Raw genomic sequence first — 13918 nt, 5'->3', positions numbered from 1 at the left:
GAAATAGTTAACAGTAAGCTAACTACATTCCATCATGAAATTGCATTTTTAACAATGTTTTCTGGGCGGGACTACTCCAGCGGCACAGCCCGGTACCGGTTTATTTGCTGAGAGGAAACCATCGGGGCTTGGTTGCCCCAGGCATTCCGGATATAGGACAGCACCGCGGCCGCTTCCTCGTCGCTCAATACATTGGCGAACGGCGGCATGCCATAGGGGCGCGGATTGCCTTGCGTGCTGGGAGGATAGCCGCCGTGCAGCACCGCATGGATCGGGTTGACCGGCGCATTGAGCAGCACGGCGCGGTTTCCGGCGAGCGGCGGATAGTCGGGCGGCGCGCCTTCGCCGGAGGCCTTGTGGCACTCGGCGCAATGCTTTTCGTAGAGCGCCGCGCCGAGCTTGAGCGTCTTTTCGTCGTCCGGCGTCAGCACCTTTGCTTCGCCGCTGCGCGGCAGCCGCTTCAGGTACAGCGCCATGGCCCGGATGTCGTCGTCGGTGAGGTATTGCAGGCTTTCGCGCACCACTTCCGCCATCGGCCCGGACACCGCGCCCCGGTCGGACACGCCGGTCTTGAGCAGGCGCGCGATTTGCGCGATGTCCCAGCTGCCCAGGCCGGTGTCGGCTTCGCCGGTGAGGGACGAGGCATACCAGTCGAGCAGCGGGATCATCGCGCCGCGCAACTCGCCGCCCTCTTGCGTGGCGCCGAAGATATTGCGCGGGGTATGGCAGGCATTGCAGTGGCCGAGGCCCTGCACCAGGTAGGCGCCGCGATTCCATTCGGCGTTCTGGTAGCCCTGCGGGCGGTACACGCCGGGCCGGAAATACAGCGCGCGCCAGCCGATCAGCAGCGCGCGTACGTTGAACGGAAAGCGCATCTCCGCGTCGCGGTTAGGCTGGCGCACGGCCGGCAGCGACTGCAGATAGGCGAACAGCGCGTCGGCATCGGCGCGCGTGATCCTGGTGTAGTTCGGGTAGGGGAAGGCCGGATAGAGTAGCTTGCCGCCTTTCGATTTGCCGTTGTGGAGCGCGCGCCAGAAATCGTCGGCGCTCCAGTCGCCCAGGCCGGTTTCCCGGTCCGGCGTGAGGTTGGGCGCGTAGACGGTGCCGAACGGCGTGCGGATGGCCCGGCCGCCGGCGTATGCCTTGCCGCCGCGCGCCATGTGGCAGGCCAGGCAGTCGCCGGCGCGCGCCAGATAGGCGCCCTTGGCAACCAGTTCGGCGCGGTTCGGCGCCGCGGCCGCTGGCGGGCCGGCGTCTTCCCGCAAGCCGTAATACAGCGTGACAACGATGGCGATGAACAGCACGGCCAGGAGGGCGATGGCGGCGCGTTTCATCGGTCACCTCGCTGCCGGTACGCTGCCGCAGGCCACCGGCAGCGGCGCGGGCAGGGAGGACGCCGGCGCGGCGTTGGGCGGCACCTGGCGCGTAGCCAGCCAGGCCGAGACGGCGCTGATGTCTTCCGGACTCAGCTGGCTGGCGATGCGGCCCATGCAGTCGGGCGCCATGGCGCGCCGCGCGCCGCTGCGCCAGGCGCCGAACTGGGCATTGATGTAGTCGCGCGCAATGCCAAGCAGGCCGGGAATGAAAGGCGCAACGCCGGTCAATGCCTCGCCGTGGCAGGCGACGCAGGCCGGGATCTTGCGGGAGGCGTCGCCCGACATCGCCAGCGCGCGCCCCTTTTCCAGAGTTGCGGGCGATACCTCCAGCGCCGGCACGGGCGGATAGGGCACTTCCTGCGCGGCGAAGTAATTCGCCATTTCCTGCAGATAGGCATCCGACAGGTGCTGCACCATGTACGCCATCAACGGATACTGCCGTCGGCGGCCGTCGCGGAAATTGAGCAATTGGTTATGCAGGTAGCCGGCCGGCTTGCCGGCGATGCGCGGGTAATAGCCATCGCGCGCGGCGCGGCCTTCCTTGCCGTGGCAAGCCATGCAGGGCGCGACGCGCTTGCCGATGGCGTTCGGATCGGCAGCCTGCTCTTGCGCGGCCGCCGTGCCGGCAAGAACCAGGCTGGCCAGGAGCGGCAGGGAGCGATGGATGAGCGGCGGCATGCTTGTTCTTGTCGTAGGAAGTCATTGCATTGTAAGTCGCACGCTGCCGTCTTGCCCGCGCCGCCGCATGCATAAAACGCTACTTTTTCGGGAAACTTATCGCGCGTCGAACTATCGGATAAGAAAGAGAGGAAAGCGCATTTTCCCCTCCCTTCAAGTGAATGTGATATGGAGCAAGATTATGCCGATCCTGAATAGAAGCAGCGAGAAAGAGAACAAGGGGCAACAGGTTGAGCCCACCAGTTCCCACGGAATCCAATCTCCGTCGGTAACGCCGAGCGACGTGGCACCGGAGGATGCGGCGTCACGCGATATCAAGGAGCACAAGCTGCATTCCGACGATCTGGAAGAGCGCGCGCAGGCATTGCTGGATGAAGCGATCGAAGAAACCTTCCCGGCCAGCGACCCGGTCTCGATCCCGACCTTCGAGGAAGCGCTGGAAATCGTGAAGGCGCAGAAAGCCAGGGAGGATGCGGCCGCAACGCGGCGCTGACTCGGATATCCCGTCACGGGCCGGCCGGGCGCATTCCGCCCGGCCCGGCCGCCTGCATGCGCTTACTTCATGCGTGCCGGCAGCACGCCGCGCAGCATCGCATCTGCTTCGCGCAGCATCTTTTCCGTCGTTTCCCATCCCACGCAGCCATCGGTCACCGAGCAGCCGTACTTCAGCTGCGACAGGTCCGCCGGAATCGACTGCTTGCCGCCGACGATGTTCGATTCGATCATCACGCCGACCAGCGACTTGTTGCCGAAACGGATCTGGTTGACGACATCGGCCATCACCAGCGGCTGCAGTTCCGGATTCTTGAAACTGTTCGCGTGCGAGCAGTCGACCACGATATTGGCCGGCAGCCCGGCCTTGGCCAGCGCCTGTTCGGCCATCGCGACCGAGACCGTGTCGTAGTTCGGGCGGCCGTCGCCGCCGCGCAGCACCACGTGGCCGTAGCGGTTGCCGGAAGTGCGCACGATCGCCGTGCGTCCCTGGTCGTTCATGCCCAGAAAGGAGTGCGGGTGCGAGGCGGACAGGATGGCGTTGATGGCGATGCCGATGTCCCCGTCGGTGCCGTTCTTGAAGCCCACCGGCGTCGACAGGCCGGACGCCATTTCGCGGTGCGTCTGCGATTCGGTGGTGCGCGCGCCGATCGCGGTCCAGGCGATCAGGTCGCCCAGGTATTGCGGCGAGATCGGGTCGAGCGCCTCGGTCGCCGTCGGCAGGCCGAGCTCGCACACGTCGAGCAGGAACTGGCGCGCATTGGCCATGCCGCGCTCGATATGGAAGGAGTCGTCCATGTCCGGATCGTTGATGTAACCCTTCCAGCCGGTGGTGGTGCGCGGCTTTTCGAAATACACGCGCATCACCAAGAGCAGCGTGTCCTTGACTTCGTCCTGCAGGGCGCGCAGACGGTGCGCATAGTCGAGGCCGGCGACCGGGTCGTGGATCGAGCACGGTCCCACCACCACGAACAGGCGCGGGTCGCGGCGGTCGAGAATGTTGCGCAGCGCTTCGCGGCTGTGCGTGACCACGCTGCCGGCCCGATCCGACAGCGGCAGGCGCGCGTGCAGCTCGCGCGGGGTGGGCATGGTATCGAAGGAGATGACGTTGACGTTTTCGACGTTGAAGGTGGTCATGATCGGGTGGCTGTCTCGGTGAAGTGGAGCGCCAGGAGCCCGGCGATGGGCATTTTGGCGGCGAAAAGACGATAGTGTAGCCGGTTGGAACCCGAGGTGCGGCGCGCCGCTTCCCGGCGGCGCAATGAAACCGGCGACAGGGCGCCGCTGCTGGCGTAGAATCCGGGACGCGCGCATTGCGCCGCGCTCCTGCTGTCAATTCCGCCATACCGGCCCCGGGCCCGCCGTTCCATGTTCAACCAACCCATCGTGATGCTCGACTTCGAAACCACCGGCTTGAGCCCGGCGACGGGCGACCGCATCACCGAGGTCGCCGCGCTGCGCATCGTTGACGGGCGCATCGTCGAGCGCTTCGTATCCCTGGTCAATTGCGGCGTCAGGGTGCCGTTCCACATCACCCAGCTCACCGGCATCACGCAGGCGATGGTCGATGCCGCGCCGTGCGTGACGCAGGTAGTGCCCGCGCTGCTGCGCTTCATCGGCAGCGACACGCTGTCGGCGCACAATGCCAGTTTCGACGAAAAGTTCCTGGTGGCCGAAAGCCGCAGCCTGGGGCTTGCGCCGCAGTACGAACGCATGGTCTGTTCACTGAAACTCGCGCGCCGCCTGTTTCCCGGGCTGCCGAGCTACAAGCTGGCGGCCCTGGCGGGCACGCTCGGCATCCGCTTCTCGGGCAGCGCGCACCGGGCCGAGGCCGATGCCGAGGTCAGCGCGAAGGTGCTGATCCACATCGGCGAACACCTGGCGCGCCGCTGCGGCGTGCCGCAGATCGAACCGCAATTGCTGGAGCGCGTCAACGGCCTGAGCGCCGCCAAGGTGCCGGCGTTCCTGCACAGCGCGTTCGTGCGCTAGCGGCGTTGCCGGGCCGCGCCGCACGGCCGTTCATGCGATTTTCTTGCAAAAAGTGTACGATAGATGCTATTTCAGTAGCGCGGTTCGATAGCGTGCCTGCGCCGCCTGACGGCGGCTGGCCGCCATTTCATTCATTGCATCCTGGCGCACTGTTGACAATCCTTGCGACGAGGGTAGCGCCATTTTTTCCGACATCACAACCAGCAATCTGGCCGAGCCGGCGCAGCTGCGCCATCTGCTGCTGCAATACCAGGCGATCCTGGACAATGCCTCGGTCGGCATCACGTTCACCCGCAAGGGCGTCTTCCTGCATTGCAATGAACGTTTTTCCGACATGTTCGGCTGGCCGAGCGAGGAACTCGTCGGACTGCAGACCAGCATGGTGTTTCCGTCGGAGGACGCGTACGAGGACTTGCGCAACGCCGCCAGGCCGGTGCTGCGCACCGGGCAGCGGCTCGATCTGGAAATGCGGATGCGGCGCCGCGACGGCAGCCTCTTCTGGTGCCGCCTGATGGCCAAGGCGATCGACCCGGCCGACTACGGCAAGGGGACGATCTACATCACCGAGGACATCACCGAGCGCAAGAATGCGCAGGAGGCTCTGCTGCGCGCGCGCGACGAGCTGGAGCGGCGCGTCGCCGAACGCACCGCCGAGCTGGCGCTGGCCAATGCCCGCCTGCAGGCCGAGATCCAGGAACGCAAGCTGGCCGAGCAGCAGATCCGCTACCTGGCCCACCACGATGCGCTTACCGGCCTGCCCAACCGGCGCCTGCTGGAAGACCGGCTGGAGCAGGCGATGGAGATGGCGCGCCGCCACGGCAACCTGGTCGCGGTGCTGTTCATCGACCTCGACCGCTTCAAGCCGATCAACGACCTGCTCGGCCATCGCATCGGCGACCTGCTGCTCAAGGCGGTCGGGCAGCGCCTGCGCAGCCTGGTGCGCGGCGTCGACACCGTCGCCCGGCTGGGCGGCGACGAGTTCGTGCTGGTGCTGCCCGGACTGCATGGCGCCGGCGATGCCGGCGACGCCGCGCATCGTGTGCTGGACGCGCTGGCGCAGCCGTACGCGGTGGAAGACCACGTGCTGAGCGTGACGCCCTCCATCGGCATCAGCCTGTATCCGCAGGATGGCGCCGATGCGGACACCTTGCTCGGCTGCGCCGACGCGGCGATGTATTGCGCCAAGCGCGCCGGACGCGGCAGCTTCCAGCTGTTTTCGCCCGACATGGCCGCCCGGGCGCGCCTTCCCGCATGACCCGGCGTGGCGTCCTGCAGCGTCCCGGTGCCGGCGTTATGATTGACCTTGCATGGCCTATGAATTTCCCCCTGACAACGGAACTAAGGGAAACAAAGGCCAATCTTCCTTGATAGAGCAGGCGCGGGCCGCCGGCACATTTTCCCTCAGGACGACGCACATACCCTATGCCAAGCCGGACCGCCGATAACGATGATTTCGCCAGCGCCGGGCGCCATGACGATGACCTCGCGCGCCTGCATCTGCTGGCACACTTCAATCCGGCGATGACATGGATGTGCGACGGCGACGCGCAATGCACCTACGTGAGCCCATCCTGGCTCCAGTTCACCGGCCGCAGCCTGGAGCAGGAACTGGGCGACGGATGGCAGGAAAGCGTCCATCCGGATGACCTGCGCGGCTGCATCGCCGTATTCATGGAGTCGGTCCGGCTGCGTCAGCAAGTGACGCTGTCCTACCGCCTGCGGCGCGCCGATGGCGTCTACCGCTGGATCCAGTCGCGCTCGGCGCCCTGCTACGGCGAGGGCGGCGCGTTCACCGGCTATGTCGGCTGCAGCATCGATCTCACCGAGCAGCGCGCGGCCCTGCTCGACGCCGAAGAGCGCTTCCGCCTGCTGGTGCACAGCGTGAAGGAGTACGCCATCGTCACTCTCGACACCGACGGGCGCATCACGAGCTGGAACGAAGGCGCCGAACGCATGACCGGCTATACGGCGGCGCAGGCGATCGGCCGCGCATGTGCGGGATTCTTCCGGCCCGAGGACCAGGAAATGCGGGTGCCGCAGCAGCTGTTCGCCGCCGCCGAACGCGACGGCAGCCTGGAAGTGGAGGGCTGGCTGGTACGGCGCGACGGCTCGCCGTTCCTCGCCATGTCGTCGATCACGGCGCTGCGCGACGAGTCTGGGCGCCTGCGCGGCTACGGCAAGGTGGTGCGCGACATCACCGAGCGGCGCGCGCTGGAGTCGGAACTGCTGCGCGCCAGGGACGAGTTGCAAATGCTGGTCGACGTGTCGCCGCTGGCCATCATCTTGCTCGACAGCGCAGGCCGGGTGATGCTGTGGAACCAGGCTGCGGAGCGCCTGTTCGGCTGGCGCCGCGACGAGGTGCTCGGGCGCGAGCTGCCCATCACGCCGCAGCAGGAAATACCGGCGTTCCGGCAAATGCTGGCGGAGGAGGTGCGCGGCGCGCGACGCAACGGCGTGGAGCTGACGCGGCGGCGCAAGGATGGAAGCGCGGTCGAAGTGGCCTTGTGGTCGGCGCCCTACCAGGGCGGCAAGGATGGCGGCCGCGGCACGCTGCGTCTGTATGCCGACCTCGGCGAGCGCAACCTCACGCTGGCGCGCCTGAAGGAAGCCAACAGCCGCCTGCACCGCCTGTCCGAGCGCATGCTCGATGTGCAGGAAAATGAGCGGCGCCACATCGCGCGCGAGCTGCACGACGAAATCGGCCAGGCGCTGACCGCGGTCAAGCTCAAGCTGGAGTCCCTGGATCACTGCGCTGCGCAGGCATGCCGCGCGCCGATTCGGCACAGCGTGGCCATGTGCGACGACACGCTGGCGCGCGTGAAGGGGCTGTTTCTCGGGCTGCGGCCGCCGCAACTCGACGACCTCGGGCTGGTCGCCGCGGTGCGCTGGCACCTGGACCAGCAGGCGCGCGAAGCGGGCTTCGAAGCTTATTTCCATGCGGATACTTTGCCGCGGCTGGCGCCAGGCTTGGAAACTGCGATTTTCCGCGTGATCCAGGAAGCGCTGACCAATGTCGTGCGCCATGCCGAGGCGCGCCACGTCTCGGTCAAGCTGGATGCTTACCGCGGCGCGCTGCAGGTCAAGGTGCGCGACGACGGGCGCGGCTTCGACGCGGCTGCCGGCAAGCCGTTGCAGGATCGTGGCGAGTGCATGGGATTGTCCGGCATGGAGGAGCGCGTCACGCTCCTGGGCGGGCGTTTCGACGTGCGCTCCGAGCCCGGGAAGGGCACGATGGTGTGGGCCGAGATCCCGCTTGCCGCCGACAACAAGGACGACTGACAACCAGAACGTCCGAAAGCCAGTTTGAAAAGGAGATTCTCATGGCATTGCGCGTCCTACTGGTCGACGACCATACGCTGGTGCGCGCCGGCATCCGTGGCCTGCTCGAGCGGGTGCCGCAAGTCGAATCGGTGTGCGAGGCCGGCTCCGGCGCACAGGCGCTCGACATCGTCGCGCAGCTCGTCCCCGATATCGTGCTGATGGATATCGGCATGAAAGGCATGGGCGGGCTGGAGGCGACCGCCCGCATCAAGGCCGATTTTCCCGCGGTGCATGTCGCCATCCTGTCCATGTTCTCCAGCGAGGAGCATGTGATGCAGGCGCTGCGCGCCGGTGCCTCCGGCTACCTGCTCAAGGACGCGGCCACCGGAGAACTTCCGCTGGCGCTGGAAACGGTGATGCGCGGCGAAATCTATCTGTCGCCGCCGATCTCCAAGCAGATCGTCGAGGCCTACATGCAGCGCACTGGCAGCGGCAATCCGTCGCCGGACATGCTCACGCCGCGCCAGCGCGAGATCCTGGTCCTGATCGCCGATGGCGCCAGTACCAAGCAGATCGCACGCCAGCTCGATCTCAGCCCGAAGACGGTCGAGACGCACCGCGCGCAGCTCATGGAGCGCCTGGGCATTCACGACATGGCTGGGCTGATCCGCTTCGCGGTGCGCACCGGTCTGGTCGTCGACGCGGACTGAGCGGCCGGCGCTGTCTTCGGCGCCACAAAATTCCCGTAGAGAAACTCAGGTATCACCCGGATAGCAATACATGTTCGCGCTGGGTAGAGTAGGCAACGGGCTCGTTTGCGCAAGCATTCCTGCGCGCGGAATTTTGTGTAGCTGCAAGACTGAATGCGGTTGCACCTTTGCTTGCAGGCAAGCCCGTAGAGGCGGCGAATCGATCTGTGAAAACTCTTTTGATTTCTTGTTGTCAAAAATGCGAATAACCGCGATCAGGCTGCCGCACTCCTATTCAGCCGCCGATTGCTACCGGAGACAGTCTCAATGGATGTAAAAGCTCACCCACGCAAGGATCGCGCCTCCTTGCTGCAAGGATATGAAATCGACGAGCAGGAGATTCGTCGCCGCAAGCAGTTTCTGCAGTTTGACGAAACCGACGAGACGCGACTGACCAGCATCAACGAACTGGCGATGCAGTATGCCGACGTGGTGATCGAGGACTTTTACAAGCACCTGATGTCCTTCGATGAAACCCGTTCGTTCTTTAGCGATCCGCAATTGCTGGAACGCGTGAAGAATGCGCAAAAGAGATACTTCCTGCGCCTGACGAAAGGGAACTACGACTCCGAGTATGTCGAGAACCGCCTGAAGATCGGCGCCGCGCACGAGCGCATTTCCTTGCCGATCAAGTCCTATCTGGCGATGTACAACTTTTATCTGCGTGCGGTGGCCGGGCGGGTATTCGATGCGTACAAGCATGATCCGGGGCGGGCGCTCGACATCTTCCTGTCCCTCACGAAGCTGACCTTTTTCGACATGGGGTTGGCGATCGATACCTATGTCAGTTCGCGCGAGCGCACCATCGGCGACCAGCAGGAAGCGATCCGCGAATTGTCGACGCCGGTGCTGCCGTTTCGGCCGGGCATTCTGCTCCTGCCGATCGTCGGCCTGATCGATTCCTACCGCGCCAGCCAGCTCACCGAACAATTGCTGCGCGCCATACGCGACAACCGCGCCAAGTACGTGCTGGTGGATATCACCGGCGTGCCCTATGTCGATTCGCGCGTAGCCAGCCACCTGGTGCAAACGGTGGAGGCGGCGCGCCTGATGGGCGCCAAGGCGATCGTTTCAGGCGTGTCGCCGGAAATCGCCCTGACCATGGTGGCCATCGGCGCCGACCTCGGGCGCGTCGAGACTGTTGGCGACATGCAGAGCGGGATAGAACGCGCCGAGCAGCTGAGCGGCTACCGCATGGTCAGAATCGACAAGGATGATCAGGCGGACGAACAGGGCGGGTGAGGAAAGCATGCTCGTTCCCATCTTGAAACAGGAGCATTGTCTGATCGCATCCATCCAGGGCGAGTTAAGCGACGCCGAACTGCTGACGCTGCGCGATCAGCTGGTGGCGCAGGTACGGCAGCACCGGTCGCGCGGCGTGGTGATCGACGTGACGGTGCTGGATCTTATGGATTCGTTTGCCGCACGCACCCTGCGCAGCATCGCGCAGATGACCCGGCTGCTCGGCGCGCAAACGGTGATTGCCGGAATTCAGCCGGAAGTGGCGATATCGATGGTGCAGCTTGGCTTGACGCTGGACCATGCGATTATCGCGTTGGATCTGGAGGATGGCTTGGCGATCCTGCGATCGCGTGGAGCAAGAGAGAATGATGCCGGCCACCAGCCATGAAGCCGCCATGCCGCTTAGTTCCGACGTGGACGTGCTCAAGGCACGGCAGCACGGCAAGGAACTGGCGTCGTCGCTGCGTTTTTCGACCAGCGAACTGACCATTATCGCCACTGCGATTTCCGAAATCGCCCGCAACACCGTGCTGTATGCCAAGGATGGCTGGATGGAATTACGCCTTATCCAGAAGGGAAACCGGCGCGGACTGCTGGTGATCGCTGAGGATGGCGGCCCCGGCATCGCCGACCTGTCGCTGGCGATGCAGGACGGCTATACCACGTCGCGCGGCCTTGGCATCGGTTTGCCCGGCGCCAAGCGGCTCATGGATGAATTCGAAATCGAATCGGAAGTCGGAAAGGGAACCACCATCACCATGAAGAAATGGGAACGATAGATGACATCCGGCTCCACGCCGTTGCTCGACTACTGGGTCGTCACGCGCCCGATGCCGGGACAATCCGAATCAGGCGACCAATTCCTGGTGGCGCCGTTTCCTGACGGCGTGCTCATTGCCGTGGTGGATGGCCTCGGCCATGGTGCCGAGGCCGCTGTTGCCGCCCGCACCGCGACTGCCGTGCTGGCGGCGCATGCGGGCGAGCCGGTGACGGCCCTGGCGCAGCGTTGTCATCACGCGTTAAGGCGTATGCGTGGCGCGGTCATGAGCATTGCATCATGCCATGCGGCAACCAATAGCATGACCTGGCTGGGCATTGGCAATGTCGAAGGCATGCTGCTATCCGCCTCCGGCAGGCGCTCCAGCTTGTTGTTGCGCGGTGGCATCGTCGGCGACCGGCTGCCGAACCTGTTGCCGACCACCCTGCCATTGCATTGCGGCGACCTGCTTTTTTTTGCCACGGATGGCATATACAGCGCGTTCATACGCGACATCCGATTTACGGAACATCCACATGAGTTGGTGCATCGAATTTTTATGGAACACAACAGAAGCACGGATGATGCGTTGCTGCTGGGGGGGCGATGGACAAGCGGCGAAATGATGCCGGCCAGCGTGGAAGGCTGACGCCGCGCGAACCAGCCGAGCCCCGGACGCTCAGGTTCGTGCACAAGGAAGCGGAAATGCCGGTCGGGCAGGGCGGCTTTCGTCAGGCCTACCGTGTGGCGCTGCTCGACTACCTGAGGGGCTTGCCCGACGAAGACGCGCTGCTGCATGCCTATGACCTGGGGCGACGCGGTGCGGCCGAGCAGTTGAGCATCCTGGACCTGAGCGAGATCCACCAGTCGGCCATGCTGGCCGCCGACATCGAGATACGGCCGCAGCCCGGCAAGGAAGCAGCCGTCGTCATCGCCAAGGGGGCCGAGTTCTTCGGCCAGGTGCTGGCGCCCTTCGACATGATGTACCGCGGCTATGCGGAAACCATCGCGCAGCTGCGCACGCTCAATACCGCGCTGGGACAGAAAAGCGAGGCGTTGCGGCGCAGCGAGGAACGCATGCGCCTTTTCATCAAGCACAATCCGGCTGCCGTCGCGATGCTCGACAAGGGATTGTGCTACGTGCTGTACAGTCCGCGCTGGCTGACCGACTACCGGCTGGAAGAGCGCGACCTGATCGGCTTGTCCCATTACGACGTGTTCCCCGAAACGCCGCAGCGCTGGCGCGACGTCTACCGGCGCTGCCTGGCGGGAGCCACCGAAAAGAGCGAAGACGACATGTTCGTGCGTGCCGACGGCACGGTCGACTACGTGCGCTGGGAAGCCCATCCCTGGTATGACGAGCGACAGGAAATCGGCGGCATCATCATCTTCACCGAGGTGATCACCGAGCGCAAGAACCAGGAAAGGAAAATCGCCCGCCTGACCCGCATCCGCGAAATCATGAGCGCCATCAATGCCGCCATCGTGCGCATCGGCGAGCGTGGCGCGCTGGTGCGCGAGGTGTGCCGCATCCTGGTCGAATACGGCAAGTTCAACATGGCCTGGATCGGGCTGGGGGCGGCCGGCCAGCTGAACGTGACGACGGCCGGGGACGGCGGCAGGAACAGCGCCGGCATGATCGAGGAGCCGGCGCTGCTGGAGCGCGCGCTCAAGGGCGGCAAGGCGATCGTCTGCAACGACATCGCCTCCGACCGGCGCATCGCGCGCAAGGAGGAGCACCTGCGGCGCGGCTACCGCTCGCTGGTGGTGTTCCCGCTGTCGGCGCTGGACAAGACGGCCGGCGTGTTGTCCATCTACGCCGCCGAAGCCCACTTCTTCGATCGTGACGAAATGAAGCTGCTGTACGAAATGGCGGAAGACATTTCGTATGCGCTCGATCACCTGGCCAAGGAAGAGCGCAGCAACTACCTCGCGTATTACGACTCGCTGACCGATCTTCCCAACCGCGCATTGTTTTTCGACCGCTTGCAGCTGCATGTCGAATCGGCGCGTCGCGAACAGCAGCGCATGGCGGTCATCGTCCTCGATTGCGAGCGCTTTTCCAACATCAACGACAGCTACGGGCGTCATGTCGGCGACGCGGTGCTGCGGGAAGCGGCGTCGCGCCTGAAGCACCAGGTCTCGGCGCACGATACGCTGGCGCATATCGGCGGCGACCGCTTCGCGTTGCTGCTGGCCAATGTCGGCGCGGCCGATGCCGCCCACCTGCTGGAAAAGCTGGTGCACGAATGCTTCGACAGCGCCTTCCAGATCGGCGACAACGAACTGTATGTCTCGGTCAAGGCCGGCATTGCGATGTTCCCCGGCGACGGCGCCGAGCGCGACCTTCTCTACAAGAACGCCGAAGTCGCGCTCAGGAAGGCCAAGCGCAGCGACGAGGCTTACCTGTTCTACCGGCCCGAGATGAACGCCAGCGTGGCCCGGCGGCTGACCCTGGAGAACCGCCTGTACCGCGCGCTGGAACGCGAGGAATTCACGCTGTACTACCAGCCCAAGATCCATACCGCCACGGGCAGGATCGTGGGCCTGGAGTCGCTCTTGCGCTGGAACGAACCGGAGTCGGGACTGGTGCTGCCGACGGCGTTCATCCCGATCCTGGAGGAAACCGGCATGATCCTGCAGGTCGGGCAGTGGATCATGGAAAAGGCGGTTTCCGACTACCTGCGCTGGGCCGGGATGGGGCTGAAGCCGCCGCCGATCGCGATCAATGTGTCGGTGATCCAGTTGAGGCACCGCAACTTCGTCAACGCGCTCCAGCGCATCCGCGACAAGATCCCGGACGGCGCTCATGTCCTCGACCTGGAAATCACGGAAAGCATCATGATGGAGGATATCGACCAAAACATCCCCAAGCTGCAGGCGGCCAAGGAAATGGGGATGAAGATCGCGATGGACGACTTCGGTACCGGCTACTCCTCGCTCAGCTACCTGACCCGGCTGCCGATCGACTTGCTCAAGATCGACCGCTCCTTCGTGCTCGGCATGAATCAAAGCGCGTCCGGACTGGCCATCGTCAGCTCCGTCATTTCGCTGGCGCATTCGCTGCAGCTGCAAGTGATCGCCGAGGGTGTCGACGACAGGGAACAGGAAAAACTGCTGAAGCTGCTCAATTGCGACCAGCTGCAGGGTTTCCTGTGCAGCGTGCCGCTGCCCAGCGCCGAAATCGACGGCCTGTTGGCGGCCTAGCCTTGATCTGGATGACGCCCCCCGCGCAGCCGCCTTGTCGAATCTCAATTCCCGCCTCGCCGCGACAGGCAAATTAACGCTTCTTTCAGCGAGGAAGCAATGGATCCCAGGAACGAGTGGCTGGTCACACTCAGCGAGCGGCAGAGCAGGCGGCATGCGGCCTGCCA

At 64.6% G+C, this 13918-nt stretch carries 14 protein-coding genes; 10 read left to right on the top strand and 4 right to left on the bottom strand.

The genetic code is table 11. The annotated features are described in order from the left end of the window. Nucleotides 1-71: 71 nt before the first annotated feature. Nucleotides 72-1334 (bottom strand): cytochrome c, encoded by a 1263-nt coding sequence (locus FAY22_RS17060; RefSeq protein ID WP_146331378.1) that lies wholly within the window; start codon nt 1332-1334, stop codon nt 72-74. A gap of 3 nt (nt 1335-1337) precedes the next feature. Further along, entirely contained in the window at nt 1338-2054 is a 717-nt protein-coding gene (locus tag FAY22_RS17055) for a c-type cytochrome (protein ID WP_146331376.1), read from the bottom strand. 181 nt (nt 2055-2235) lie between these two features. On the opposite strand from FAY22_RS17055, the gene FAY22_RS17050 reads away from it, so the two are divergent. After that, nucleotides 2236-2547, top strand: a complete 312-nt coding sequence (locus tag FAY22_RS17050) for a hypothetical protein (protein WP_146331374.1) — start codon at nt 2236-2238, stop codon at nt 2545-2547. A 62-nt stretch (nt 2548-2609) separates the two neighbouring features. Here FAY22_RS17050 and FAY22_RS17045 read toward each other — a convergent pair whose 3' ends face one another. Next, on the bottom strand, nt 2610-3683 hold the full coding sequence (locus FAY22_RS17045; RefSeq protein ID WP_146331372.1) for a 3-deoxy-7-phosphoheptulonate synthase: 1074 nt from the start codon (nt 3681-3683) through the stop codon (nt 2610-2612). Between the two features lie 231 nt (nt 3684-3914). Between FAY22_RS17045 and FAY22_RS17040 the strand changes: the two genes are divergently transcribed. Then, entirely contained in the window at nt 3915-4535 is a 621-nt protein-coding gene (locus FAY22_RS17040; protein WP_146331370.1) for a PolC-type DNA polymerase III, read from the top strand. 66 nt (nt 4536-4601) lie between these two features. Here the strand turns inward: FAY22_RS17040 and FAY22_RS17035 are convergent, their stop codons facing one another. After that, on the bottom strand, nt 4602-4916 hold the full coding sequence (locus FAY22_RS17035; protein WP_146331368.1) for a hypothetical protein: 315 nt from the start codon (nt 4914-4916) through the stop codon (nt 4602-4604). Here FAY22_RS17035 and FAY22_RS17030 point away from each other — a divergent pair. The 8 genes from FAY22_RS17030 (at nt 4816) to FAY22_RS16995 (ending at nt 13751) form a co-directional block, all read left to right on the top strand. Next, nucleotides 4816-5790: a sensor domain-containing diguanylate cyclase gene (locus tag FAY22_RS17030; protein ID WP_246860772.1), complete on the top strand. Its 975-nt coding sequence runs from the start codon at nt 4816-4818 to the stop codon at nt 5788-5790. The two genes, FAY22_RS17035 and FAY22_RS17030, sit on opposite strands and share 101 nt — an antisense overlap. Nucleotides 5791-5957: 167 nt before the next feature. Then, on the top strand, nt 5958-7814 hold the full coding sequence (locus tag FAY22_RS17025; protein ID WP_146331364.1) for a PAS domain S-box protein: 1857 nt from the start codon (nt 5958-5960) through the stop codon (nt 7812-7814). 41 nt (nt 7815-7855) lie between these two features. Next, on the top strand, nt 7856-8506 hold the full coding sequence (locus FAY22_RS17020) for a response regulator transcription factor (RefSeq protein WP_146331362.1): 651 nt from the start codon (nt 7856-7858) through the stop codon (nt 8504-8506). Between the two features lie 306 nt (nt 8507-8812). Next, nucleotides 8813-9787 carry a protoglobin domain-containing protein gene (locus tag FAY22_RS17015; protein ID WP_146331360.1) on the top strand — a complete coding sequence of 325 codons (975 nt, stop codon included), beginning with the start codon at nt 8813-8815 and terminating at the stop codon, nt 9785-9787. A gap of 7 nt (nt 9788-9794) precedes the next feature. Beyond that, nucleotides 9795-10175 carry an STAS domain-containing protein gene (locus tag FAY22_RS17010; protein ID WP_146331358.1) on the top strand — a complete coding sequence of 127 codons (381 nt, stop codon included), beginning with the start codon at nt 9795-9797 and terminating at the stop codon, nt 10173-10175. Beyond that, nucleotides 10153-10566, top strand: coding sequence for an anti-sigma regulatory factor (locus tag FAY22_RS17005; protein ID WP_210411843.1), 414 nt, complete (start codon nt 10153-10155; stop codon nt 10564-10566). The genes FAY22_RS17010 and FAY22_RS17005 overlap by 23 nt, the downstream gene beginning before the upstream one ends. After that, complete coding sequence (locus FAY22_RS17000) at nt 10567-11193, top strand: SpoIIE family protein phosphatase (RefSeq protein WP_146331356.1); 627 nt, start codon at nt 10567-10569, stop codon at nt 11191-11193. Then, entirely contained in the window at nt 11151-13751 is a 2601-nt protein-coding gene (locus tag FAY22_RS16995; protein WP_146331354.1) for an EAL domain-containing protein, read from the top strand. The genes FAY22_RS17000 and FAY22_RS16995 overlap by 43 nt, the downstream gene beginning before the upstream one ends. Nucleotides 13752-13918: the final 167 nt, after the last annotated feature.

This window comes from Noviherbaspirillum sp. UKPF54 (genome assembly GCF_007874125.1).
Classification (GTDB): Bacteria; Pseudomonadota; Gammaproteobacteria; order Burkholderiales; family Burkholderiaceae_D; genus Noviherbaspirillum.
The sequence above is the reverse complement of the archived record's forward strand: the minus strand, read 5'-3'. Positions and strand labels throughout refer to the sequence as shown.

Coding starts and splice junctions, on each gene's coding strand:
- FAY22_RS17050 (WP_146331374.1), top strand. CDS start 2,236: ATGCCGATCCTGAATAGAAGCAGCGAGAAAGAGAACAAGGGGCAACAG.
- FAY22_RS17035 (WP_146331368.1), bottom strand. CDS start 4,916: ATGCTGGTCTGCAGTCCGACGAGTTCCTCGCTCGGCCAGCCGAACATG.
- FAY22_RS16995 (WP_146331354.1), top strand. CDS start 11,151: ATGGACAAGCGGCGAAATGATGCCGGCCAGCGTGGAAGGCTGACGCCG.
- FAY22_RS17055 (WP_146331376.1), bottom strand. CDS start 2,054: ATGCCGCCGCTCATCCATCGCTCCCTGCCGCTCCTGGCCAGCCTGGTT.
- FAY22_RS17015 (WP_146331360.1), top strand. CDS start 8,813: ATGGATGTAAAAGCTCACCCACGCAAGGATCGCGCCTCCTTGCTGCAA.
- FAY22_RS17060 (WP_146331378.1), bottom strand. CDS start 1,334: ATGAAACGCGCCGCCATCGCCCTCCTGGCCGTGCTGTTCATCGCCATC.
- FAY22_RS17000 (WP_146331356.1), top strand. CDS start 10,567: ATGACATCCGGCTCCACGCCGTTGCTCGACTACTGGGTCGTCACGCGC.
- FAY22_RS17045 (WP_146331372.1), bottom strand. CDS start 3,683: ATGACCACCTTCAACGTCGAAAACGTCAACGTCATCTCCTTCGATACC.
- FAY22_RS17025 (WP_146331364.1), top strand. CDS start 5,958: ATGCCAAGCCGGACCGCCGATAACGATGATTTCGCCAGCGCCGGGCGC.
- FAY22_RS17040 (WP_146331370.1), top strand. CDS start 3,915: ATGTTCAACCAACCCATCGTGATGCTCGACTTCGAAACCACCGGCTTG.
- FAY22_RS17010 (WP_146331358.1), top strand. CDS start 9,795: ATGCTCGTTCCCATCTTGAAACAGGAGCATTGTCTGATCGCATCCATC.
- FAY22_RS17020 (WP_146331362.1), top strand. CDS start 7,856: ATGGCATTGCGCGTCCTACTGGTCGACGACCATACGCTGGTGCGCGCC.
- FAY22_RS17005 (WP_210411843.1), top strand. CDS start 10,153: ATGATGCCGGCCACCAGCCATGAAGCCGCCATGCCGCTTAGTTCCGAC.